Below are 23,754 nucleotides of genomic sequence, written 5' to 3' on the forward strand. Positions count from 1 at the left end.
TGTGTCCGGCGCGCGCCCGCCATGGGGTGCTCCGTCATGTCGTCCGCGTCCTCGCTCCTCGACCTCCTCACGCCCGATCCGGAGCGTGTCCCCTGGGACGAGCTCCAGGTCTTCGACTGGGTCCGTGCGCTCGAGGGCTGCCCGCAGGACCCGATCCACCACGCCGAGGGCAACGTCTGGATCCACACCCGCATGGTGCTGGAGACGCTCCTCGGGCTGCCCGAGTGGCGGGCGCTGCCGGCGGAGGAGCAGCGCGTCGTGTACCTCGCCTGCCTGCTCCACGACGTGGCGAAGCCGGCGACCACCCGGGAGCAGGACGGGAGGATCACGGCCAAGGGCCACTCGCGCGCGGGCGAGCTGCTCGCGCGCCGCCTGCTCTGGGAGCTCGGCGCGCCGTTCGCGCTGCGCGAGCAGGTGTGCGCGCTCGTGCGCTACCACCAGATCCCGTTCTATCTCATCGAGCGGGACGACGCGCGGCGCGTCGCCGCCGAGATCAGCCTCCACGCGCGCTGCGACCTGCTCGCGCTCGTCGCCGAGGCCGACATCCGCGGGCGCGTCTGCGCGGACATGGGCCGCGTGGTCGACAGCATCGAGCTCTTCCGCGAGTTCTGCCGCGACGAGGGGTGTTACCGGGCGCCGCGCGCCTTCGCGTCGGATCACACGCGCGTCGTGTACTTCCGCTCCGACCTCACCGGCGGGCGCCACCCGGACGTGGAGGTCTACGACGACACGCGCGCCGAGGTCGTGGTGATGAGCGGGCTCCCGGGCGCCGGGAAGGACACCTATGTCCGCAACCACCTCGCCGACTGGCCGGTCGTCTCCATGGATGCGCTGCGGAGCGAGCTCGAGATCGATCCGACCGAACCGCAAGGACAGGTGGTCCAGGCGGCGCGCGAGCGGGCGAAGGAGCACCTCCGGCGCGGCGAGCGGTTCGTGTGGAACGCGACGAACCTCTCGCGACAGCGGCGCGGGCCCGTGCTGCAGATGGCGGCGGACTACGGGGCGAGGGTCCGTGTGGTCTACGTGGAGGTGCCGGCGGCGGCGCTGTTCGCGCAGAACCGCGCGCGGGAGGCGGTGGTGCCGGAGGCGGCGATCCGCAGGATGATCGAGCGGTGGGAGATCCCGGGGAAGACGGAGGCGCACGAGGTCGTGCTGGCGGTGCGCGGAGAGGGGTAGGGCGTGCCGAGCTGCCCGGCCCCCGGAGAGGGCGTTCGTCGCGCGGGGTGGGGGCCCCGCCGAACTCGGCGGAGACATGGATCATCCGGCGATGCCGGATGATCCATGTCTCCGCCTCAAACATCGGCCCATCCCCCACCCCGCGCGACGAACGCCCTCTCCGGGGGCCTACCGTTGTGCCTGGGGAGAAGCACGTCTTGATGGCGATGCTTGGATAACTGCCGAGAGGCCCTCGTGCCCCGATCGGCCGAGCCGAGGAGATGTCCGGCGGAGTTCAACGCTCGTCGCAGAAGTGGCTCAGCGTCCACTCGCCGCCACACGGGTAGTGGATCAGCTTGAGGCCGGCCAGGCGCTGGCTGGACTCTTCGTACTTGACGGGTGCGCGCCCGATGCCGGTCTTCGGGGGGCGAACGCTCGAGCTGAAGAGCAATCCCCGGTAGACGACCCGCAGATCCGACTGGACCTGACCATGGTACTTCACCAAGGAGACGATGTACTCGGCCAGGAGCATCCCGTTTTCAAGCTGCCCCCTATTGCCGCGGACGTTCTTGGATTTCAGCTCGCACAGGAAGACATAGAGGGGCCTGGGCGTGGCGCTGCGCTCGCTGTCCCGCTGGTAAAAGATGATGTAGTCGCAGAGGGCGCGGACCCCTGGAAGGGCCTGGAACAGGGGGAAGAAACGATCGTCGACCGAGAACGTGCATTCACAGTTCAGGCGCGAGCAGCGACGGGGAGCGAACCCGTTGGTCCTCGGATGCCAGGAGCACCTCGCTCAAGCGCTCGATCGATTCATTGGTCAGTTTGGGATGAAAATGAAACAACCCGTAGACCGCCCACGCGAGGTACGTCTTCCCCGAGTTGTTCGGCCCTGTCAGCACGATGAGGTCCTTCGAGAGGTCGACCTCCGCCTCGCGCAACGGGCCCAGATTTTCGACGCGGCAGCGCATGCCCTTCGTCCCAGGAGATCCGCGCGAAACGCGTACAGCCGCGGCCCGCAGGAACCCCGAGCAACCCACCGCCTCCCCTCCGGGTCGGGCAAGGTTGCGAACGGCACCGAGCAGGCAGGCGCGCTCATTTCTTCACCGTCCTCAATGTCCTGCGATCATCGAGAACGTCTCGTCCGCCACGCCGACGGAGGACACCGGAACCGCCGGCGATGAGGAACGCGCAGCCGCGGGCTCCCTGCTCTTCCGCTCGGGATCGGGCCGCTGATCCCAACGGCACGCGGACGTCGCGCGGCCGCGGCCGCCGGCGCACACGTTGACGAGCGATGTCTTAGCCGGCAGCCTCGACCATGGCGCAGGTGAGGTCGGCGCGAGTTCGCTCTCCCAGGTCATCGACCCGAGCGCAGCTTGGATGCTCCTGCGTCTCAGGGCGACGTCGGCCTGCCTCAACGCGCACGAGCTCTCCGCCTAGGTCGACCCCGGTTCCCCTCAATTTGTACAAGGTTTCGGGGTCGCCGGACCTCGGTCATCTCAATTTGTACAAGGTTCTCCCCTCTGTCGACCCTGGTTCCCCTCAGCTTGTACAAGGTTTTGGGGTCGACCGACCCCTGCCATGCTCAACCTGCACAAGGTTCCCCCGTCGGCCGATGCCTGCCCCCGGCTCTCACCCCCGACCCGCACGGACATGACGCGCGGCCGACCCAACGAGCTCCTCCGCGAGCTCTGCCGCAACGAGGGCGGTTACCGGGCGCCGCGCTCGTTCGCGCCGGATAGGTGTTCCCCCGTCCAGCCGGCATCGGCCGGCGCGCGCCGCACGGGCCGGCCGGCTGCGCTCGCATGCGCGGCGCGGTACGCTGCGCCTGGAGCCGCGTATGCCCTTCCAGAGCGAGAACTCTCCCGTCCCGATTCCCCCGCCCGGCGAGGACCAGCTCCCGTACGACGATGGAGAGCCGATGGAGTCCGAGCGCCACCGCGCACAGATGGACCTGCTCATCGAGGCGCTGAAGCTCTTCTGGCACGACCGCGATGACGTGTACGTCGCCGGCAACATGGCCATCTACTTCAGCGAGCTGCAGGCGAAGAAGAACGACTTCCGAGGCCCCGACGTGTTCGTCGTGCTCGACACCAACCGGCGCGAGCGCAAGTCATGGGTCGTCTGGCAGGAGGACGGGAGGACGCCCGACGTCGTGATCGAGCTGCTCTCCGAGAGCACCGAGGCCGTCGATCGCGGCGACAAGATGCGCGTCTACGCGAAGCTCCTGCACGTACCGGAATACTACCTGTTCGATCCGTTCTCGGGCACGCTCGAGGCCTATGCGCTCGATCAGGCCACGCGGTCCTACGTGCCGGTGCCGCCCGAGTCGAACGGCGACGTCGCGAGCGCGTGCCTCGGCCTGCGGCTCGGAGTACGCCATGGCACCTACCTCGGCCTCGAGGCCGGCTGGCTGCGCTGGATCGATGCCCAGGGGCGCGTGCTGCCGACCGGTGAAGAGCGGGCCCGCGCCGCAGAAGAGCAGGCCCGCGCCGCCAGCGACGAGGCGAAGCGGCTCGCCGCTCGGCTGGCGGCATACGAAAAGCAGTTTGGACCGCTGCCGGGCGCCTCGGAGTAGCGGCCCGCCTGACCCGCGCCGCCCGCCGAAAGGCGCGGCTCAGCCCCAGCCGACCCGCTACCTCCGCCCGAACCCCGGCACCAGCATCGCCGTCCACCGCGCCGGGCTCTTGATCCGCTCCCGCGCCATCACCGCGTCCGCCTCGAGGAGCCGCTGCAGCCCCTTCTCGCCGCCGAAGAGCTCGCCCGACTGACGCCGCGCCGCCGCCGCGTAGAGCGGCATGTCCGCCGCGTCGAACCCGGCCGCCGCCACCTCCAGCTGCAGGATCGCCTCGTCCCGCTCGCCGCGCAGCTCCGCCGCGCCCGCGCGGAGGAGCGGCACGAACGGGTCGGACCACGCCATCCGCTCCCGGGTGAGCGCGGCGGCGTCCCGCAGCGCCGCCTGGATCAGCGGCTCGGGATCGGTCGCCCCCTCGGCGGCAGCGAGCGCCGTGCTCGCGCGCTCCACGTGGGCCATCACCCGGCTGTTCTGCATCATCAGCAGCATCGAGCCCTCGATCGCCGGCCACGCCTCCGCGAGCCGCTTCATCGCGGGGCCGGCGCGGCCGGCGTACCGGTCGACGTAGGTCTCGCCGAGCAGCCCCACGAAATGCTCGAGGTGGAACCCCGACGTCGTCCACCTCGACAGCGCCCCCAGGACCGCGCCGCGGGCGCCCGCCACGTCGTCCGACGCGAGCGCCACCCACACCGCCTGCACGCTGAAGATCGCCGCCGCATAGCGATCGCCCCGCTGCTCGGCCCCCCGGAGCACGGCCGGCATCGTCCGCGCGAGCGCGTCGATCTGCCCGCGGTAATACCGCATCCACGACGTCATCACCTGCGTCGTCACGAGCTCCCAGGCGGCGCCGGTGCAGCGGTCGCGCAGCAGCTCGTCGGCCCGCTCGTACCACGTGAACGCCGCCTTCCAGCGGCCCGCCGTGAACGCCTCGAGCATGCCCGAGACCATCATCGACAGGCCGAGGAGGTGCGGGCTGTCGAGCCGCTCCGCGAGCGCGCGCACCGCGGCCACGAGCTCCTCCGCGCGCGCCCGGCCCGGCGCCCCCATCATGCACGCCGACGAGGCCTCGAACGCGAGCGCGCGGCCGACGCGGTACGGCTCGCCGGCGCGCAGCGCGAGCAGCAGGGCGCGCGCCGAGAACTCGGCGGAGCGCACCATGTCGACGGCCGACAGACCCACCGTCACCGTCCAGCAGGCGTCGATGCGCGCGAGATCCTCCGGACGCACCTCCGCCTCGGACCGCTCGCGGAACCGGAGGCCCCGCAGGCGCAGCTCCGCCCGGTGCAGGAGCAACGCCACGAGCGCGCGCCGCGGCGTCTCCGGGAACGATAGGCCGACCGCCCTCAGCACGGCGCGGACGAGATCGAGCCCCTCGTCGATGTGCCCGCTCCGCAGGTGCTGCTCCGCGGCGCGGCGGCGGAGCTCGAGCGACCGCGCGCTGTCCGCCCCCTCCGCCGCGGCCGCGTAGCGCCTCGCCGCCTCGGCGCCCTGGCCCGCGTTGACCAGCGCATCGGCGCACCGCACCCCGAGCGCGCGCCGCTCCGCCTCCGGGAGCTCCGCCTCGCGCGAGAGCAGGCCGAGCGCGAGCTCGTAGAGCCGCGCCGCGCGCTCGAACGCGAGCGCCTCGGCCGCCTGCTCGGCCGCGAGCGCCGCGAGCCGCCCCGCCCGCGCCGCGTCGCCCGCGCCGAGCCAGTGCCGCGACAGCGTCTCGGCGTCCGCCGTCCCGAGCGCCTCGAGCGCCCGCCCGAGCCGCCGGTGCCGCGCCGCGAGCTGCTCTGGACCGAGCCGGCCGACCACGGACGCGCGCACGAGGTCGTGCGACGCCTCGACGAGCTCGCCCTCGCCGGCGCGCCGCGCGACGATGAGGTCCTCGGTGAGCAGCAGCGTCATCGCCGGCGCGCGCTCCTCGTCCTCGAGCTTCGCCGCGCGCGCCGCGACCGCCGCGTCGATCGGCTCGCCGGCGACGGAGATCACCTCGATCAGCCGGAGCGCCTGCTCCGGCAGGCGGTGGAGCCGCGCCTTGAGCGCCCGGTCCAGCGCGGCGTCGCCCTGCGCGCCGGCCTCGCCCGCCGGCTCCTGCGCGTCGCGGGCGAGCTCGCCGAGCAGCCGCGGGTTGCCGCCGGACGCGCGGGCGACGGCGTCCGCCCGCGCGCGGGTGCCCTCGTCGCGCGCGAAGAGGAGCGCGAGCGCGAGCTCCTCGGCCTCGAGCGGCAAGAGCGGGCCGACCTCGATCTCGCGCAGCTCGCCGTCCCCGCGCGGCGGCTCGACCCGCTCCCGACCGCCGGGGGCGGCCTCGCTCTCCCCGGCGGCCGGGCGCGCGGGCCCCATCCCGTCGAGCAGCGCGCGGAGCGGCGCGCTCGTGGCCACGTCGTCGGTCCGGTAGCTGCCGAGGAACATCATCGCGGGCGCGTCGGGCGGCCGCGTGAGCTCGAGCAGGAGCGCCACGCTGTCGGCGTCGCAGAACTGGAGGTCCTCGATCGCCACGACGAGCGGGCTGCGCTCGGCGATGCGCCAGAGCAGCTGCCGGAGCGCCGCGAAGGCGCGCTGCCGCAGCTCCTGCGCGTCGGGCGACTCGCTCACGCGCGGCGCGGACGCGACGGCGGGCACGCGCGAGAGCGCCGGGAACACCCGGACGAGCGCGCGGACGTCGCGCGGCAGGAGGCGCTCCACCTCGTCGGCGGAGACGCGCCGGAGGAACCGGCTCAGCGACTCCATGACGCCCCCGAAGGCCTTGTAGGACTCGGTCGCCCCGAGGGCGCAGCGCCCCCGCAGGACGACCGGCCCCTTGTCGCGGCGGAGCCCCATCAGGAAGTGGTGGATGAGCGCGCTCTTGCCCATCCCCGCGCCGCCGCGAACGAGCACGGAGATGGGCCGCTCCATGAAGAGCGACGCGGCGGCGCGATGCAGGGCGCGCAGGTGCGGGCGGCGGCCGATGAAGTGCTCGATCGTCGGCGGCACGAGCGGGTGCAGCGCGCTCTCCGGAGCGGGCTCGGCGCCGCCGGGCGCGGGCTCGGCGCTGCCGGGCGCAGGCGCGGCGCTCGGCGTCGGCTCGGCGCCGCCCGGGTCCTCCGCTCCGCCCCCTCCGCCCTGGGCCACGGTCACGTCTTGCTCAGGAACGCATCCATCGCCTGGCGGTGCTCCGGGCCGTTCCACTGCTCGGCGAACGCCCGCCGCTCGACCTCTACGGCGGAGGCGCGCAGCGCCTCACGCACCTTGCAGAGCGCCCGCTTCATCGCCGCGACCGAGGTGCGCGGGCTCCGGGCGATGCGGTTCACCTGCGCGATCGCACGGCTGCGCGCCGTGCCGGTCGCGACGACGTCGCTCACGAGGCCGATCCGGAGCGCCTCGGCGGCGCTGATCTTCTCCGCCGTCAGGAGCAGCCGCGACGCCTGCAGCGGCCCCACCCGCTCGCAGAGCCGCGTCAACCCGCCCCAGGCCGGCGACAGGCCCATCTTGACGTGGCGGAACGAGAGCGCGGCGTGCTCCTCGACGAGGACGAAGTCGCAGAGCAGGAGCAGCTCGCAGCCGCCGCCCAGCACGTCGCCCTGCACCGCGGCGACGATCGGCACCTCGCTCTCCTCGAGCGCCGCGAGGCCCTCGAACATCGCGAGGATCTCGCCGCCCTCCGCGCCGCCCGCGGCGAGCGCGGAGAGCTCGCGGATGTCGCCGCCCGCCACGAAGACGTCGCTGCTCGTCGCGGCGATCACGATGCCGCGCACGCGCGGGTCCGAGCCGGCGAGGCGGACCGCCTCGCCGAGGCGCCTCGCGAAGACGCTGTCGATGGCGTTCCTGCGCTCGGGGCGATCGATGGTGAGGACGACCGCGTCGCCGGCCGCCTCGACCCCGAGGGTCACGAGACGGCCCTCCGCGCGCCCCTCCCGTTCGTGAGCGCCGGGGGCTTCCTGCGGCTCGCGCCCGCCCCGTTCTCCACCGCGCGGCTGAACCGCCGCGGCACCGGCATGCGCTCGTCGTGGATCACGTCGGCGATCCGCGCCTCGAGCGTGCGGCGGCTGAGGCCGCGCTGCTCCTCGGCGTACCGCTCGGCGTAGCTGATGATCGCGCCCGCGACGTCGACGCCGCTCGCGCGCTCGACCCCCTCCAGCCCGGGCGAGCTGTTGATCTCGAGGATCTTGGGCCCGGAGCGCGCCTCGAGCATGTCGACGCCGGCGACCTCGAGGCCCATCGCCTTCGCGGCGCGGATCGCGACGCTCCGGTAGGAGCGCGGCAGCTTCACCCGGTCGCCCTTGCCGCCGCGGTGGAGGTTCGAGCGGAACTCGCCCGGCTTGGCGACCCGCCGCATCGACGCGACCACGCGGCCGCCGACGACGATGACGCGGATGTCGCGCCCCTTCGACTCGCGCACGTACTCCTGGAGCACGATGTCCTGGCCCATGGCCCAGAACGTCTCGAGCAGCGCGTGCACGGCGTGGGGCGTCTCGGCGAGCATGGTGCCGATGCCCTGGGTCCCCTGCTGGAGCTTCACGATCGCCGGGCAGCCGCCGACGAGCGAGAGCGCCGCCTCGACGCCGGCCGGGTTCCTGGCGCAGACGGTGATCGGCACGTTGAGCTTGCGGCGCGTGAGCAGCTGGAGCGCGCGCAGCTTGTCCCGGCTCCTCGCGATCGAGACGGCGCCGTTCAGGACCGGGACGCCCATGAGATCGAACTGCCGGACGACGGCGAGGCCGTAGTTCGTGATGCTCGCGCCGATGCGCGGGATCACGATGTCGAAGCGGGGCACCGCCGAACCACCGACGAGCAGCGACGGGCGGCCGCTCGACACCACGATCTGGAAATCGAGCGGATCGATGACGCTGACGTCGTGACCGCGCGCGCGCCCCGCGAGCACGATCCGGCTCGTCGAATAGAGGGACGCGTTGCGCGACAGGACGAGGAATCGCATGTGGCCCGGAGGCTAGCAGAGCCCGCAGACTGCGTGGATGGGAGCGCGAGTGGATTCATTTTTCGCGCTTCGGGTCCGGCGCGTTCAGCGTGTTCGGCGCGGTTCTTCGAACGCCCCCACCGCCCGCGCTGCCTGCCCCGCGTCGCGCGCCGCGCCATCGGCCCTCGTTTTCCATGCGGCTTCCATGCGGCCCCATGCGGCTCCGTTCGATTTCGATGCGGCGGACCGGACGCGAGCGGAAGCGCGGGTGAAGAGCGGCGCTTGCGCTGGAAAATGTTTCGTGTACGAATTATTTCGGTCCGCCGACGAGGAGGGGTTCGCGATGTGGCAGCCGTTCACGGAGGAACATCAGCAGTTCAGGAAGACGGTGCGGGCCTTCGCAGAGAAGGAGCTCGCTCCCCATGTGGAGGAGTGGGAGGCGTCGGAGTGTTTTCCCGGCTGGGTGTTCAAGCGCGCCGGCGAGCTCGGGATCCTCGGCGCGCACTTCCCGGAGGAGCACGGCGGCGCCGGGCTCGACTACTGGTTCTCGGCGGCGAAGGCCGAGGAGCTCGTGCGCTGCACGATGGCGGGCGTCTCGATGGGGCTGCTCGTGCAGAGCGACATGGCGACGCCGGTGATCAGCGACATCGGCACGAAGGAGCAGATCGACGAGTTCCTCAGGCCGGCGCTCGCGGGCGACAAGATCGCCGCGCTCGGCGTCTCGGAGCCGGCGGCCGGCAGCGACGTGGCCGGGATCCGGACGACCGCGCGCAAGGACGGCGACGACTACGTGTTGAACGGGCAGAAGACGTTCATCACGAACGGGACGCGCGCCGACTTCGTGACGCTGCTCGCCAAGACGTCGCCGGACAAGGGGGCCCACGGCTGCTCGTTCTTCCTCGTGCCGACGGCGCTGCCCGGCTTCAGCGTCGCGAAGAAGCTGAAGAAGATCGGCAACAAGTCCTCGGACACGGCGGAGCTCTTCCTGGAGGACGTGCGGGTGCCGCGGCGCTACCTGCTCGGCGAGCCGGACCAGGGCTTCGCCTACCTGATGCAGAACTTCCAGACCGAGCGGCTCGTCGCCGCGGTGGGCGCGATCGCGAGCTCGTTCATGACGCTCGACAACACGGTCGACTACGGGCGCGAGCGGGTGGCGTTCGGCAAGCCGATCATCAAGCGCGAGTCGTGGCAGCACAAGTTCGTGGACCTGTACACGCGCTGCGAGGCGGGGCGCGCGTTCGCCTACAAGTGCGTCGACCACTACAACGACGAGCGGTACGTGCGGAAGGTGCCGATCAGCTTCGACACGGTGAAGCTCATCTCGATGGCGAAGATCCTGGCCGGCGACGTGGCGAACGACGTCGTGGACACCTGCCTGCAGTTCCACGGCGGCTGGGGCTACATCGAGGACTTCCCGATCGCGCGCGCCTGGCGCGATCAGCGGCTCCTGCGCATCGGCGGCGGGACGACCGAGACGATGAAGTACTACCTGGCGAAGCTGATGAACTTCTGAGGGCCGCCCGCGCGAACGGCGCCAACCGACGCTCACGGACATAAAAAACGCGCCGGTCGAAAAAAAGTAGAGACAAGCCGAGCGGGAGGCTGTACATCTGCCGCTCCCAACGACCGGGGCTGTAGCTCAGCTGGGAGAGCGCATGACTGGCAGTCATGAGGTCAGGGGTTCGATCCCCCTCAGCTCCACCGATAGGACCGAAGGACTCCCGCGGGAGTCCGGCACGCCGCGCCTGCCTGCCGGCGTGCTCGCTCAGAACGCGCCGAGGTAGCGCGGCGGCAAACCGACCCGCGGGTCGACGTGGATGCTGGCCGCGTGCACGACCGCGCGGCTGCCCTCGCCGACGTCGAAGCGGTGGACGACGCCCCCTTCGGTCTCGGCGTCCGCGGCGAGGCACCGCCCGCAGGCCTCGGCGCAGCGCACCTCGCCGAGGGAGGACGGGAGCTCCGTCGAGCGCAGCAGGACCTCGGGCTCGCCGCGCGCCGGTCCGGAGGCGGCGAGCGCGACCGTCGTGAGGGTGTCGTCGACCGGGCCCCCCTCGCTGAGCGCGTCGCGGCCGAGCGTCGCGAGCAGGAGGCGGTCCTCGGCGGCGAAGGCGACCGAGAAGCCGGGCGTCCCCGCGCCGAGCTCGGCGGCCGTCCAGCGCGCCTCCTCGACGAGGGTGCCCTCGCGGCGCGCGAGGACGACGAGGCCCGCCTCGCCGGCGTTCGACGCGGCGTCGCGGCCGAACGTCCCGGTGCACACGACCGCGAGCCGCGAGCCGCCCGCGGACACCGCCAGCCCCCCGCACCCGTGGAGCCCGTCGAGCACCGTGACCTCCCGGATCGCGTCGCTGCGCGTGTCGATCTCGACGAGGCGCGACTCGGCCGACGCGCTGAAGTCGAGCGAGGTCGCCACGAGGAGCACGTAGAGGCTGTCGTCGACGAGCACCGCGCGGCCCGGCCGGGGGTAGAACGCCGGATCCTCCCCGGCCAGGGCGGGCGCGAGGTCGATCCGGCCGACGATCGCGCGGGCGCCGGGGTCGACGACGAGCACGTCGCTGCCGCCGTCGATCGGCGCGGCGGCCGGGTCGAGGTTCGGCTCGTGGCGCGTGACGTACGCCTTCCCGGGCGAGACCTCGACGTAGTCCTGCGGGTTCGCGCGGAACGCGGTGGCGACGGCGAGCTGCCCCGGCACCTCGCCGCTCCGGACGTCGACCCACGTGAGCACGGACGCGGCGCGGTCGAGGAGCACCAGCCGATCCCCGCGGACCGGCGCCGTCGGGACGAGGACATCCCCCGAGAGCGGCGAGGCGAGGCCGGGCGAGCTCGAGCCCGACGAGACGATCGACGCGGAGAGCACCGCGCCGTCCCAGCTCACCAGGCTGACGTTCGTGGACAGGTAGTCGCTGCTGACCACGACGGCGCCGCGCCCGCACGGCCCCGCGACGACGTCCGTGCCGCCGGTGCTCGGCGGCGGCTCCGGCGCGTTGCACCCGAGCAGCGCGCACGCCGCCCCCGCGGCGAGGATCTTCAGGGAGGGAGCCCCGGGGGCCGCCCCCCGTCCCAGGTCGAAGCGAGACGCCATCACCACCACACCTCCGTCGCCGCGTGAAAGCTCCGCCCGGGGAGCTCGAGGTTGAGCAGATCGAAGGTCCTCGCGGCGAGGACGTTCGTGATCGCGAAGCGCGCCGAGAGCCGCCGCCGGAGCGCGAGGATCGCGAGCTCCACGTCGGCCGTCGCCTGCTCCGGCAGCGGCCGGAGCCCCGCGGGATCGCCGACGCGCGAGGCGCGGTAGAGGAGCCGCGCCGAGAGCGAGGCGCGGTCGACGCCGAGCCGCGCGGGCTCCGCGTACACCTCCAGCGACGGCGCCGCCACCAGGCGCGACTGGAACGGGATGAGATCGTTCGCGATCGCGCGGCCCGGCGAGGTGTCCCTCGGATCGAGCGCGGTGAGCGCGAGGCCGGCGCGGAGGTGATCGAGCGCCGAGGCCGAAGCCGTGAGCTCCAGGCCGAGGACGCGCGCGCTCGCGACGTTGTACGGCCGCAGCACGCCGGCGAACGCGGGGCGGTGCGCGACGAGCCCCGAGGCGAAGCGCGAGAAGCCGAGGAGCTCGCAGGCGATCTCGGCGCGCGCGCGCGGCGCCGCCGCGGCGAGGCGCACCCCGAGCTCGGCCGAGAGGCCGCGCTCGGGCGCGAGCTCCGGGTTGCCGATGACGATCGGGGAGCTGCCGTAGAGCTCGCCGAGCACGGGGACGCGCACGTAGCGGCCGAGGTTCCCGAAGAGCGAGACGCCGCCGCCCGCGAGGCGGAGCCGGGCGCCGAGGCGGCCGCTCGGCTCGAGCGCGCGAAGGGGAGCGCCGGCGCCGCCGTGGCTCGTCCGGTGGAGCTCCACGGCGCCGAGGGCGTAGCCCTCGAGCGACGGGCCCTTCGCGTAGCGCAGGCTCACCGAGGCGCGGGACGTCGCGCGCGACGCGCGAAGCGGCGCCTCGCCCGCGCGATCGAGCGCGAGGAGCTCGCGCTCGTGGGCCGCCGAGGCCGAGAGGGAGAGGTCGTCGGCCGGGCGGTAGCGGAAGGCGGCCTGCCCGGCGCCGCGCGCGCCGGCGCTGGCGACGAGCGGCGACAGCAGGCCGAGCTCGCCCCGCGGATCGCGGACGACCTGGCTCGAGAGGATCGCCGAGCTCGTGAGCTCGAGGCGGCACCGGTCGAGGCCGCCCTCCGGCGGGCGGGCGCACGGGGCGACCGCGTTGACCGCGCCGAGCCAGCGCTGCACGTGGGTCCGCGCCGCCCGCGCCGGCGTCTCCGAGAGGCCTGTCGCGCCCTGGTCGCGCGCGAAGCCGTTGCCGATCGCCGTGACGCTGCCGCCCCCGGGCAGCTTGTAACGGCCGATGCTCCAGAGGTCGTAGGCGTCGGCGTCGGCGTTCGGCCTGGGCAGCGCCCGCCCCAGCCGGCTGTCCGTGACGAGGTAGTCGTTGTCGGCGGCGCGCCGGCCGAGCGCGATCACGGCGCCCGCGCGCTCGTCGCCGAGGCCCACCGACGCCCACGCCGCGCGCTCGCCGAAGCTGCCCGCGCCGAGCCCCACGGAGGCCCGGGGTGCGCGCGGCAGCGACGGCTCGAAGAAGATGGCGCCGCCGATCCCGAGGCGATCGGCGTGCTCGGGCGCGTTGCCCCGGTAGACCTCGACGCGCTCGATCATCCAGAGCGGGATCCTCGAGAGATCGGCGGTGCCGGTCACGTCGTCGTTGAGCCGGACGCCCGCGAGGTACACCGGCGTCTCGGCGCTGCTCGCGCCCCGGATGGACGCGGTCGCGATATCCGACGCCGCGCCTGTCCGGGAGACCTGCAGGCCGGGGACGCGGCTCAGCACCGCGGACGCCGCGGCGCCCGGCGCGCGGAGCTCGTCGCCGCGGATCACGTGGGACGCCGCGGTCGGATCCCGCGCGGCCGAGGTCGACGCGCGCTGCCCCTCGACGCGCACCTCGAGCGCCCGGCCGCGCGGCCGGGCCGGCGCAGCTGCGGCCGGAGCGGCTCCGCCGTCGTCTCCTGCTTCGCGCGCGCCGCCTCCGCGCGCGCCGCCGCTCGCCGTGTCGCCCGCGCCCGCCTCCTCCCCCTGCGCGCTCGGCGAGAGGCCGGCGACGGCCAGGAGCGCCGCGCAGGCGAGCCCCCCGGGGCGCCTCACGGACACAGCGCGTGGACGATGCCCACCGCGTCGAGGTCGAAGACGTCGGGCGTGCCGGCGCGATCGGTGATCCGCACGAAGCGGGCGAGCGGGACCCCGATCTCGGCCAGATCGAACGGGTCGCCGCCCGCCGACGACGGATCGAGCGGGTCGACGTCGTTCTCGTCGGGGTTGGCGTGCACGGGGTGCCACCCGGCGCAGCCGTCGTAGGGATAGCGATCCGCGGCGCAGGGGAAAGCCGCCCAGGCGACGCCGTCCTCGCTCACCTCGACCGTGGCGAGCTCGGCGAACACGCTCGCGGCGTCGCCGCCGCGCTCGAAGGCGTTCTCGAACACAAGGAAATCGGCCCCGGGCCCGTCGATGATCGCGTTGCCCTCGAACGCGAGCACGATCGACCCGCCGTCGCCGAGCGAGAGCACATCCAGCGAGCCGCCGCAGCAGCCGGCGCCCTTCGGCGGGCCGAGGACGACGTCCGGAGCCCGGTCCTGGCCGAACCCCTGCACTGCCCCGAGGCAGGCCGACACCACGCTCGTCGCGAAGCGCGCGCCCGGACCGTCGCACGACGCCGCCCCCGCTCCAGGAGCGCCGCCGTGGCCGCCGGAGAGGCACGAGCCGCCCCCGCCCGCAGCGGCGGCGGGCTCGCCGGAGCCGTCGTCCGGGGGCGCGTCGACGCCGCCGCACCCGGACAGGACGCCGGCGGCGGAGCAGAGGCAGACGAAGAGGGCGCGCAGCGACATCCTGGACCTGTTCGAGCGAGCTGGCGCCGTGGATCTCCGCGCCGGCGGCGACCGGCTTGTCCCGTTCCGGGGAGGATCTCCATCTCCCCGCTTCCCGCGAGGTACCTCTTCGGCCGGATGGGCCGCTATCACGGGCTGCAGGGACGGTCAACGCGCTTCCCCGGCCTCCCGCGGGAGAGTAGAAAACCTGAAACATGGACCTCTCGCCTCCCTGGGTGTTCCCGGAGCTCGACGCGGGCGCGCTCGCCGCGGCGCGCGCGCGGCAGGACACGCTGACCAAGCCGCGCGGCAGCCTCGGAGCGCTCGAGGATCTCGCCGTCGCGCTCGCGGGCATCCAGGGCGGGAGGCCGGCGAGCCGGCCTGCGGCGGCGGTGCTGTTCGCCGCCGATCACCCCGTCACCCGGCACGGCGTGTCGGCCTACCCGGCCGAGGTCACGGCGGCGATGGTGGCGAATTTCGTGCGCGGCGGCGCCGCCGCCAGCGTGCTCTGCCGGCACCTCGGGGTCGAGCTGCGGGTCGTGGACGTCGGCGTCGCCCACCCGTACGAGCGCATCGGCGTGGACGTCGGCGGCGCCGGCGCGCGGCTGCGGCGCGACCCGGTGGCCGACGATCCCATCGGCGATCTGCGGGTCGAGGACGCGCTCTCGGAGGCCGTCTACGAGCGCGCGCTCCGCGCCGGCGCCGCCGAGATCGACGCGCTCGGGGGCGACACGCGCGTCGTCCTGCTCGGCGAGATGGGCATCGGCAACACAACGGCGGCCTCCGCCATGGCGGCGCTGCTCCTCGGGCTCGCCCCGGAGGACCTCGTCGGGGCGGGGACGGGCGTCGGGGGCGACGCGCTGGCGCGCAAGATCGAGGTCGTGCGCGACGCGACGCGGCGGGTTCAGGGCGCCCCGGGCGCCGAGCGCCCCGATCCGCACCGCATCGTGCGGGCGGTCGGCGGAAAGGAGATCGCCGCGCTCGTGGGCGCCATGGCGCGGGCGATCGAGCGGCGGATGGTGGTGCTCGTCGACGGCTTCATCGTCTCGGCGGCGGCGCTCGCGCTCGTCCGGATGGAACTCCAGGCGCGGGCGGGCATGCTCTTCGCGCACCGCTCGGCCGAGCGCGGCCACGCCCACGTCCTCGCGGCGCTCGACGCCCGCCCCTTGCTGGATCTCGGCATGCGGCTGGGCGAGGCGAGCGCCGCCCTGGCCGCGCTGCCCCTCCTCGACGCCGCGTGCGCCCTCCACGCCGGCATGGCGACGTTCGCGAGCGCGAACGTGCCCGACCGCGCGCCGCCCGGGACTCCATGACGATGCCGCCGGTCCTGCGCGGCGCCCGGGCGGCGACGACCTTCCTCACGCGCGTTCCGGTCGGCGGCTTCCCCTATGCCGACGCGGACTGGCGCTGGGCCTCGGCCTGGTTTCCGTTCGTGGGCGCCGTCCTCGGCGCCGTCCAGGCCGCTGTGTGGCTGCTCGTCGACGGGGGCGGCGCGCTCGTCGCGGCCAGCGTCGTCGTGGCGCTGGGCCTGCTCCTCACCGGCGCCTTCCACGAGGACGGCCTCGCGGACACGGCCGACGCGCTCGGCGGCGGCTTCGATCGCGCGCGCGTGTTCGAGATCCTCAAGGACAGCCGCATCGGCTCGTTCGGCGCCGCGGCGCTGATCGTGGTCCTCGTGCTGCGCATCGCCCTGCTCGCGCGGCTCGACGCCGCGGCGCCGGTCGCGCTTGTGCTGACGCAGTGCCTCTCGCGCACCCCGCCGATCTGGTTGATGGTCGCGCTGCCCTACGTGACCCAGGGCGGCTCGCGCAGCCGGCCGGTCGCGCGGGCGGCGCTCCCGCAGGCGCTCCTCGGCTCGCTCTGGCCGGCGCTCGCGCTCGCCGCCGCGCACACCGCCGGGGTCATCTCGGCGGCCGAGGCGGCGGCCATGCTCGGCGCGGCCGCCGCCGCCGCCGCGGTCTGCGGCCTCCGCTTCCGCGCCCGCGTCGGCGGCCTCACCGGCGACTTCCTGGGCGCGACGCAGCAGATCGCCGAGTGCGCCGCGCTGCTCGCCCTCGCGCTCGCGCGGGGCGGCTGAGCCGCGGGCGCGCCGGCATGGATCCCCTCCCCTTCGGCCTCATCGCGTTCCGCCACGCCCCGGTCCCGCTCTCCGGCGTCTGCTACGGCCGCCTCGACGTCGCCGCGGAGCTCTCCCCCGACGGCGCCGCGACCGCGATCGAGCGCGCGCTCGGCGACCTCGGCCTCCGCCCCGGCGTGGTCTGGTCGTCGCCGCTCTCCCGCTGCGCGCTCCCCGCGGCCGAGCTCGCGGCGCGCCTCCGGGTGGCGCACGCGGTCGACGAGCGCCTCGTCGAGATCGCCTATGGCGCCTGGGAGGGGCGCGCCTGGTCGGACATCGAGCGCGACGATCCGGTCGCGTATGCCGCGTGGCTCGACGGCTGGGAGCGCGCCGGGCCGCCGGGGGGCGAGTCGGCGATCGAGGTCGAGGCCCGGGTGCGGTCGTTCTGGTGCGCGCTCTCTCCGGCGTGCGGGGCGCCCCCGCACCTCCTGGTCGCACATGCGGGCGTGCTGCGGGCCCTCCGCGTCGTCGCCTGCGGCGCGTCGTGGATCGAGGCGATGAGCGCGCCTGCCCCGTACCTTGCGGCCGAGCGCTTCCCCCTGCCGGCGTCCGCCGTTTCGCTGGAAGCCCGCTAGTCGCCCGTTCCGCGCATCAGAAATCCTGGCAGGACTGTTCCGCGGGGGCGAACCGTCGCGATCCGTCGCATCCCCCGGGATTTTGGGACAGCGTGACGACGGATCGCACCCCCTCGGAAGGCATGGACCCAACCCGGGACCAACGAATAGGCGTTCGCGGGACTGCGCCTGAGCAGCAGCGGCGGCGAGGTCCCGGCGCAGTCCCGCGAATGCCTATTCGTTGGGCTTGCGTTTCGGAGCGGTCATGCCGAGCTCGTCACTCGCACCAGACGGGGCTCATGCCGCGCGCACAAGTTCTCCGGCGGCGCCAGGTCGACGTGATTGACGCGAGTCGGGATCGCGGGTCTGCTTTTCGAGGATAGCGGGAGACGATGATGCCGAGCGCTTCGGAGCCTGACCCATCGATGCCGGACCGCGCGGCGACCGCGGCACCCTCGACGACCGCGCGCGGAAAGCCGGAGGGGAGGCCGCCGCACCCGGCCACCGCGGTGCAAACCAAGCCGCACCCGAAGGCGCGCGCCGAGAGGCCGCCGCACCCGGCCACCGTGGTGCAAGCCAAGCCGCACCCGAAGGCGCGCGCCGAGAGGCCGCCGCACCCGGCCACCGTGGTGCAAGCCAAGCCGCACCCGAAGGCGCGCGCCGAGAGGCCGCCGCATCCGGCCACGACGGCGCGGCCGGCGGCGGGGGGGCAGGGCGCTGCCGCGCCACGCGCTCCCGGCGAAGGGCCATCATCACCGGGTGAAGGCACGGCGCAGCCGCTGCTGACAACCGTTGCCACCGTCGCTGCATTGGCATGGGGCACTGCCTACCTGCGCGATTCCCTGTTCGGTAGCTCCGAGCTGCCCCGGCGTGGCGTGCGGAACGATGACATGGTGGACGCGGTGGCGCAGGACTACACCGTGGAGAAGGGGCTGCAAGTCACCACGCGGACACGGACGCGGACTGTGGTCTCGTTCGGCCGCATCCTGACCGTGAACTACGACACGAACGACTCTTCGTTCAACATCGGAGAAATCGAGCGACCAAAGGGTGTCAAATACTTCGCGAGCGACATTCTCGAGTTCGCTTTCAGGCGAATCGAGGCCTATCTCAAGAAAGGGCCATTGCCGCTCGCCCTCATCCGTGGGGCCGGCATCGTCAATCAAGGAACCGCCTGGATTGCCAATTTTCCTGGCGTCCAGGCGCTGTCATGGCTGGTGTCCGGGACCCTGTCCGTGGACGTCGGGAGGCAGACTCCGCTCGGCAAGATGATCGAGCACTTCCTCGCCGACTACCATCCCGACCTGTTCATGAAGAGCATCACCGTGGAGCCGGGGCCGCAATCGAACGCACGGAACACGGTGGTGAAGCTCGGCACCAAGGAGTGAAGCGCGGTGGAGGGCGGCCCCGAGCGCCTTGCATTGCGGTCGGCGGCGAGATAGGTGTGCGGATGCTCGGATGACGGCTATACCGAGCGCCGAGCGCTGGTCCGAACTTCCAGTTGGGCCGTTGAACCCAAGCAGAAGCCGATTCGGAAAGCTCGAGCACCTCGTCTCGAGTGAGCGAGAACGTCAGGGCGCCCGCGTCTTGTCTCGCCTGCTTCGCGTCCTTCGCTCCTGGAATCGGAATCACGCCCTGCTCGATCACCCACCGCAGCGCGACCCGCGCGGGCGTCTTCCCGTACTTGGCGCCGATCGCCTCCAGGCGCGCCGTGCTCGCCCCGGCCGCGGCGATCTCCGTTGGCCGAAACACCCCGGTGAGCCGGCGGCGGACCCAGTCCCGTGGGACATCTCCCGGGCGGTACTTTCCAGAGAGGAGGCCCATCGCCAGAGGCATGAACCCGACTGGAGTGACTCCGAGCTCCCGACACGCGTCAAGCACGCCATCGAACTCCGGGCGACGGTACCAGAGCGAGCTCTGTGCTGCCGAAGAGGTTTGATGTACTTGTTCTTCCACCACGCGGCGGTGCCTACGCCGAGGCGCGAGACGAGGACGTTCGTCTTGCCCAGACGCACCTTCTCCGTCTCGTCCAGGGCAGCCGCAGTTCTCGATGGGTCATTGGTTGAGTTGGACATCGGGTCACCCGTAGCTGTCACGGGTGCGGTTGAAGCTGCTCGGCCAAGGGGCGGAAAGGCGCCTCCCTCGACCTGAGGTCTCGCCACCACGGCGTTGGAGCATCGAGCTGCGAGGGTTCGACGACCTGGCCGAGGCTCGGTGTGACAACCCGTAGGCCCTGTTCGGCCGCGAGTCGCACGAGCGTCTCCGCAGGCTCATCCCACGCGTGGAGCGCAAGATCGAAGGTACCCCAGTGCACCGGCAGCAAGGTCCCGCCGCCCAGCATCTGCAACACCTTGAGCGCGTTCTCGGGCCCCAGGTGAATGGCCTCAAAGCCTGGGTAGAACGCGCCGATCTCGAGCATGACGAGGTCGAACGGCCCGTACATCTGGCCCGTCTCGCGGAACTGTTCGGTCAGCCCCGTGTCGCCCGAGAAGAAGACCTTGTGCCGATCTGACTGGATGACCCATGACGACCAGAGGGTCGCGTCCCGGTCGCTCAGGCTGCGACCTGAGTAGTGCTGGCTTGGGGTCGCGATGAAGCGCAACCCGCGAACGTCGCATGATTCACCCCAGTCGAGCTCGTGAATGCGCTCTGGCGCAATTCCCAGCCGCTCGAGGTGCGACCCCACCCCGAGCGACGTGACGATCGGGATCGCCGGCATGCGAGCGAGACCGGCGATCGTGGTCGCACACAGGTGGTCGTAGTGGTCATGGGAGAGCACCACGGCATCGAGCGGAGGTAGCTCTCCGAGCCCTGCCGGCACGGGGTGAAAGCGCTTCGGGCCCGCGAAGGAGACCGGGGATGCCCGCTCGCCGAAGACGGGATCTGTCAGGACTCGATAGCCGTCGATCTCGATGAGCACGGTGCTGTGGCCGAGCCACGTCGTGCGGAGCCCGGAGCTGACCGGACGACCCCATGCTTCATGGGGGCGCGTCGTCGGCAAGGGAGCTTTCGGTCTACGTCGAGCCCCCCCGAAGAGGAGCTCGGGGAGCATCGGAAGAACTCCGGTCGTCGACGCCCTCCACGGACCCAGCGGGTTACGAAAGACGTCGCCGTCGAACTGCCTCGACGAACGAACTCGTTCCAGACGAAGACCATGAAAGCTCATGCGTTGCCTCTCGCCGCCCGAGCCGCCGCCTCGGCGCCGAGCTTCTCGCTCGACGTCCACAGGTCGGCCGCGAGCTTCGGATCCATCGCCTGCTTCTGCGGGGTCGCCGGCCGTCGCTTCGAGATGTACTCGCCCTTGAGCGACGCCGCCTCCGGCGAGGTCGGTGTCTTCGCGAGGTCGAGTTTTCCGCGCGCCTGCATGGAGCTTGAGGTCGACACGACGCGCGCGCCGGGGGTCTTGCGGATGAGGGCAAGCAGCGACGTCGTGAGCAGGAAGTACGCGAGGTGGTCTAGCGCGAACGTCAGCTCCAACCCGTCGGGCCCTATCGTCGGCTTCTTGAAGGTGGCGCCCGCGTTGTCCACGAGGACGTCGAGCCGATCGTGCTTGGCCTTGAACTCCTCGGCGGCGCGCTTCACGTCGGCCATCCGCGACAGGTCGCAGAGAAGGATGTCGAGGTTCGGGTGCTCACTTGCTCTCCTTGGGAAAGTGGGGACGCAGAGCAGCGGCAAAGAGGAGGTCGAGTATCCGGTCGGGCAGGATGCGCACCAAGGTGAGGAGTGCGGCCTCGCGGCCGACGGTGTAGCGAGTGCGCGGCTTGCGCGCCGTCACTGCCTTGGCGATCACCTTGGCCGCAGCGTCAGCGGGCAGGCCCGACTTGGTGTGGTAGGCGGTCTGCGCGATGATGGCTTGCACCAGCCCGCCGTAGCGCTGGCTTTGCTCGGGCGTCATGGTCGACGTCACCTCATGGGCGCTGGCGATCGCCCGGCCGGGCATCTCCGTTCGCACGGCGCCCGGTTCGACCACGACCACCTGGACGCCCAGCGGGGCGATTTCGCGTCGCAAGGAGTCACTGACCGCTTCGAGCGCGAACTTCGTGCCTGCGTACGGACCATAGGTGGCCATGGCGACCTTGCCGCCCACGGAGCTGATGTTGACCACGCGACCCTTGCTGCGGATCAGGGCCGGCAGGAGTGTCTGGGTAACGGCGATGTGGCCGAAGAGGTTGACCTCGAACAGGCGTCGCCACTCGTCGATCGCGAAGACCTCGACCGGTGCGTTGACCGCCATGGCGGCGTTGTTTACCAGGGCCCGCACTGCCCGGCCCTGCGGGTCCCCGTGCACCCGAGTCGCCAGCGCCCGGATGTGGTCCGGGTTGGTGATGTCGAGGATCAGCGGCTCTATACCTGGCCCCCGGATTGCGTCGGCGTCCCGGTCGCGCCGGACACCCGCGAGGACGTGGAACCCCCGCCGAGCCAGCTCGCGTGCCGTGGCCGCGCCGATGCCGGTAGACGCACCGGTTATGATGGCGATCTCTTGGATTTCAGGTGCCGCTGTCATGGCCGCGCTCCTTTCTTCGACGAGCGAGGAGCGAAGCGCGCTGCGAGGAGCTGCGTCCGCTGCTCCAGCACCTCCATCGACGGTTGGTCCGCGAGCAACCCGTCGAGCGCGAGGAGGAAGACCTCGGCGCTCGCCTCATCGCCCAAGATGGCGGCCACGCACTCGAGCGCGATCTTGCGATAAAGTGCCTCGCTCTCGGGATCGATGCGCTCGCACGCCTCGATGAAATCGCTCCCCATCGGTGCCCCGACCATCTCAGCCCAGGGCTCGAGCGCCAGCAGACGGCAGACGCTGAGCAAGCGCTCATAGGCGCTCCCCGGGCCGTTCGCCGCCTCCTTCGCGGCGGGGTGCCGAGAGACCAGCCAGTCCACGAATACGGCCCGGTAGATGTCTTCTTTGTCCTTGAAGATCCTGTAGAGCAGCGTGCGCGAGAGGCCGGCGCGCTTGGCGATGTCCTCGAAGGCCGTCTTCGCGAAGCCGAAGTTGAGGAAGCACCAGCGCGCGGCGGTCAGGATCCTCGCGCGGCGGGCGGCCGCCTCGTCGTCTGTCGTCGTCGCTCGCATGAAGACATTGTGACAACTTATGCATCAACTGTCAACATGCTCCCGATGGTCCCAGGACTGGTCCGCGAAGTCGGAGAGGCCGAGGCGGATGATTCGCTCGCTCGTGCGCGGCTCGACGTCGGGCACGAGCTCGGCTGGTTGCCTCTGAGGTTCCACGTGAACACCAGCAGATCGCGCACGGGCGAGGGCGACGCCGGGCCCTCGGGGACTGCAAGAGCGCCCCGCGCGCGATGAGCCAGGACGAACTCGGGCGGCCACAACGTACTGGCCCATCACCTCGCGACCGAGCGCTTCCCGCTCCTTGCGCCCGCCCTTTCGCTGGCGGCCTCCTGAGGGGCGCGTACCCTCGTCGGGCATGACCCCGCACGAAGAGCTCGCGCTCCTGCTGCGTCCGGCGGCTGGAGGCCTCTACCTCGTCTCGACCGGGCGCGCGCAGCAGCTCGAGGTCCAGCGACGGCTCTACGGCGCCACGACCCAGGAGGAGGTCCTCGCCCGGTTCCGCGCGTCGTTCGACCGCATCGCCGGCGCGCGCGCCGTCTTGCTCGGCATCCCCTCCGACGTCGGCGCCGGGTTCCTCCGCGGGTCCAACATGGGCCCGCAGGCGATCCGGACCGCGCTCCTCGACGCCTTCCCGGACTTCCCCGAGCGGGCGCGCGACGTCGGCCTCGTCGACATCGGGGACGTGTTCGTCGTGCCGCAGCTCCTGCACGACGACATGCTCTCGGAGGCCCAGAAGGCCGCGTCGCGCCGCGCCCTGTACCCCGGCGTGCCCGAGGCGCTCTCGTCCCGGCTGCCTGTCTCGCCGCTCTCCATCGCCGAGCGCGCCCTCGATCTCGTCTTCTCGATCAACCCCGACGTCGCGCCCATCGTGCTCGGCGGCGATCACTCCACGGCCTTGCCGGTCGCGCGCGCCCTCTCGCGCGTGCAGAGCGCGCGGAAGCGGCCGTGGGGCATCGTCCAGCCCGACGCGCACACCGATCTCCTCGAGGAGCGGCTCGGGGTTGCGTACTGCTTCGCCACCTGGTCGTACCACGCGAACGAGCTTGTCGGGCGGGGCGGCCGGCTGACCCAGGTCGGGGTCCGCGCCTCCCAGAAGCCGCGCGAGCACTGGGAGGGCCGCTACGGCGTGCGGCAGTTCTGGGCGGCCGAGTGCCGCGCCGATCCTGCGGCGGCGCTCGACGCCATCGTCGCGCACGTGAAGAGCACCGGCGTCGAGGGCGTGTATTTCTCGAACGACATCGATGGCACCGACGCCGCGTTTGCCGATGCCACCGGGACCCCGGAGCCGGACGGCCTCTCGCCCGACTTCGTTGTCGCGCTCATCCGCCGGCTCGGGCGCGAGGTCGGCCTGCTCGGCGGCGATGTCATGGAGGTCGCGCCGGCGCTCCAGCCGACGCCGGAGAGCTCGGCCCGCACGCTCGCGCTGGCGGTGCGCTACCTGCGCGAGACGATCGAGGCGGTCGTCGGCCGCGCGCTCGCCTGACATCGCGCGCTCGCCGGGTGCACGCGCGCTCGCCTGACGCCGC

General features: G+C 72.6%; 21 protein-coding genes and 1 tRNA gene. 9 read left to right on the forward strand and 13 right to left on the reverse strand.

What is annotated here, in order from left to right; genetic code table 11:
• Window positions 1–36: 36 nt before the first annotated feature.
• The gene (locus WMF17_RS35480) at window positions 37–1,176 is read left to right on the forward strand and encodes an AAA family ATPase (RefSeq protein WP_437645465.1); all 1,140 of its coding nucleotides are present in this window, start codon (window positions 37–39) and stop codon (window positions 1,174–1,176) included.
• Window positions 1,177–1,450: 274 nt separating this feature from the next.
• On the opposite strand, the gene WMF17_RS35485 is transcribed toward WMF17_RS35480, so the two are convergent.
• Both WMF17_RS35485 and WMF17_RS35490 read right to left on the reverse strand, forming a co-directional pair.
• Window positions 1,451–1,660 carry a hypothetical protein gene (locus tag WMF17_RS35485; RefSeq protein ID WP_437597792.1) on the reverse strand — a complete coding sequence of 70 codons (210 nt, stop codon included), beginning with the start codon at window positions 1,658–1,660 and terminating at the stop codon, window positions 1,451–1,453.
• A 220-nt stretch (window positions 1,661–1,880) separates the two neighbouring features.
• A complete protein-coding gene (locus tag WMF17_RS35490; RefSeq protein ID WP_437597793.1) occupies window positions 1,881–2,123 on the reverse strand; it encodes an AAA family ATPase in 243 nt (80 codons plus the stop codon).
• Window positions 2,124–2,992: 869 nt separating this feature from the next.
• Between WMF17_RS35490 and WMF17_RS35495 the strand changes: the two genes are divergently transcribed.
• A complete protein-coding gene (locus WMF17_RS35495) occupies window positions 2,993–3,730 on the forward strand; it encodes a Uma2 family endonuclease (protein ID WP_437597795.1) in 738 nt (245 codons plus the stop codon).
• A gap of 57 nt (window positions 3,731–3,787) precedes the next feature.
• Here the strand turns inward: WMF17_RS35495 and WMF17_RS35500 are convergent, their stop codons facing one another.
• Genes WMF17_RS35500 through WMF17_RS35510 form a run of 3 tightly spaced genes read right to left on the reverse strand, consistent with a single transcriptional unit; the run spans window position 3,788 to window position 8,627 of the window.
• Complete coding sequence (locus WMF17_RS35500) at window positions 3,788–6,829, reverse strand: ATP-binding protein (RefSeq protein WP_437645467.1); 3,042 nt, start codon at window positions 6,827–6,829, stop codon at window positions 3,788–3,790.
• Window positions 6,826–7,581 carry an enoyl-CoA hydratase/isomerase family protein gene (locus WMF17_RS35505; protein ID WP_437597798.1) on the reverse strand — a complete coding sequence of 252 codons (756 nt, stop codon included), beginning with the start codon at window positions 7,579–7,581 and terminating at the stop codon, window positions 6,826–6,828. The genes WMF17_RS35500 and WMF17_RS35505 overlap by 4 nt, the downstream gene beginning before the upstream one ends.
• Window positions 7,578–8,627: a RimK family alpha-L-glutamate ligase gene (locus WMF17_RS35510; RefSeq protein ID WP_437597800.1), complete on the reverse strand. Its 1,050-nt coding sequence runs from the start codon at window positions 8,625–8,627 to the stop codon at window positions 7,578–7,580. Before WMF17_RS35510 ends, WMF17_RS35505 begins: the two co-directional genes overlap by 4 nt.
• 322 nt (window positions 8,628–8,949) lie before the next feature.
• Between WMF17_RS35510 and WMF17_RS35515 the strand changes: the two genes are divergently transcribed.
• Window positions 8,950–10,119: an acyl-CoA dehydrogenase family protein gene (locus tag WMF17_RS35515; RefSeq protein WP_437604335.1), complete on the forward strand. Its 1,170-nt coding sequence runs from the start codon at window positions 8,950–8,952 to the stop codon at window positions 10,117–10,119.
• Window positions 10,120–10,234: 115 nt separating this feature from the next.
• Window positions 10,235–10,307 (forward strand) — tRNA-Ala (locus tag WMF17_RS35520).
• A gap of 64 nt (window positions 10,308–10,371) precedes the next feature.
• On the opposite strand, the gene WMF17_RS35525 is transcribed toward WMF17_RS35520, so the two are convergent.
• From WMF17_RS35525 to WMF17_RS35535, 3 genes are read right to left on the reverse strand one after another with little or no spacing between them, the layout of a single operon-like run.
• Complete coding sequence (locus WMF17_RS35525; RefSeq protein WP_437645469.1) at window positions 10,372–11,688, reverse strand: hypothetical protein; 1,317 nt, start codon at window positions 11,686–11,688, stop codon at window positions 10,372–10,374.
• Entirely contained in the window at window positions 11,685–13,775 is a 2,091-nt protein-coding gene (locus tag WMF17_RS35530; RefSeq protein WP_437597804.1) for a TonB-dependent receptor plug domain-containing protein, read from the reverse strand. Before WMF17_RS35530 ends, WMF17_RS35525 begins: the two co-directional genes overlap by 4 nt.
• On the reverse strand, window positions 13,772–14,512 hold the full coding sequence (locus WMF17_RS35535) for a hypothetical protein (protein WP_437597805.1): 741 nt from the start codon (window positions 14,510–14,512) through the stop codon (window positions 13,772–13,774). Before WMF17_RS35535 ends, WMF17_RS35530 begins: the two co-directional genes overlap by 4 nt.
• Before the next feature lie 194 nt (window positions 14,513–14,706).
• Between WMF17_RS35535 and cobT the strand changes: the two genes are divergently transcribed.
• The 4 genes from cobT (at window position 14,707) to WMF17_RS35555 (ending at window position 18,549) form a co-directional block, all read left to right on the forward strand.
• Window positions 14,707–15,804: a nicotinate-nucleotide--dimethylbenzimidazole phosphoribosyltransferase gene (gene cobT / locus WMF17_RS35540; protein ID WP_437597806.1), complete on the forward strand. Its 1,098-nt coding sequence runs from the start codon at window positions 14,707–14,709 to the stop codon at window positions 15,802–15,804.
• Window positions 15,801–16,568 (forward strand): adenosylcobinamide-GDP ribazoletransferase, encoded by a 768-nt coding sequence (locus tag WMF17_RS35545; RefSeq protein WP_437597807.1) that lies wholly within the window; start codon window positions 15,801–15,803, stop codon window positions 16,566–16,568. The genes cobT and WMF17_RS35545 overlap by 4 nt, the downstream gene beginning before the upstream one ends.
• 17 nt (window positions 16,569–16,585) lie before the next feature.
• Entirely contained in the window at window positions 16,586–17,182 is a 597-nt protein-coding gene (locus WMF17_RS35550) for a histidine phosphatase family protein (RefSeq protein ID WP_437597808.1), read from the forward strand.
• A 371-nt stretch (window positions 17,183–17,553) separates the two neighbouring features.
• Window positions 17,554–18,549, forward strand: coding sequence for a hypothetical protein (locus tag WMF17_RS35555; RefSeq protein WP_437645470.1), 996 nt, complete (start codon window positions 17,554–17,556; stop codon window positions 18,547–18,549).
• On the opposite strand, the gene WMF17_RS35560 is transcribed toward WMF17_RS35555, so the two are convergent.
• The 5 genes from WMF17_RS35560 to WMF17_RS35580 all read right to left on the reverse strand — a co-directional run bounded on the left by WMF17_RS35560 (window position 18,482) and on the right by WMF17_RS35580 (window position 22,228).
• Complete coding sequence (locus WMF17_RS35560) at window positions 18,482–19,120, reverse strand: aldo/keto reductase (protein WP_437645472.1); 639 nt, start codon at window positions 19,118–19,120, stop codon at window positions 18,482–18,484. The two genes, WMF17_RS35555 and WMF17_RS35560, sit on opposite strands and share 68 nt — an antisense overlap.
• A 133-nt stretch (window positions 19,121–19,253) precedes the next feature.
• A complete protein-coding gene (locus tag WMF17_RS35565; RefSeq protein WP_437597811.1) occupies window positions 19,254–20,327 on the reverse strand; it encodes an MBL fold metallo-hydrolase in 1,074 nt (357 codons plus the stop codon).
• A complete protein-coding gene (locus WMF17_RS35570) occupies window positions 20,324–20,836 on the reverse strand; it encodes an SDR family NAD(P)-dependent oxidoreductase (protein ID WP_437597812.1) in 513 nt (170 codons plus the stop codon). Before WMF17_RS35570 ends, WMF17_RS35565 begins: the two co-directional genes overlap by 4 nt.
• Window positions 20,793–21,665, reverse strand: a complete 873-nt coding sequence (locus WMF17_RS35575; protein WP_437597813.1) for an SDR family NAD(P)-dependent oxidoreductase — start codon at window positions 21,663–21,665, stop codon at window positions 20,793–20,795. The genes WMF17_RS35570 and WMF17_RS35575 overlap by 44 nt, the downstream gene beginning before the upstream one ends.
• Window positions 21,662–22,228 carry a TetR/AcrR family transcriptional regulator gene (locus tag WMF17_RS35580; RefSeq protein WP_437597814.1) on the reverse strand — a complete coding sequence of 189 codons (567 nt, stop codon included), beginning with the start codon at window positions 22,226–22,228 and terminating at the stop codon, window positions 21,662–21,664. The genes WMF17_RS35575 and WMF17_RS35580 overlap by 4 nt, the downstream gene beginning before the upstream one ends.
• 355 nt (window positions 22,229–22,583) lie before the next feature.
• On the opposite strand from WMF17_RS35580, the gene WMF17_RS35585 reads away from it, so the two are divergent.
• Entirely contained in the window at window positions 22,584–23,711 is a 1,128-nt protein-coding gene (locus WMF17_RS35585; RefSeq protein WP_437597816.1) for an arginase family protein, read from the forward strand.
• Window positions 23,712–23,754: the final 43 nt, after the last annotated feature.

Source organism: Sorangium sp. So ce362 (assembly GCF_051519845.1).
Classification (GTDB): Bacteria; Myxococcota_A; Polyangia; order Polyangiales; family Polyangiaceae; genus Sorangium.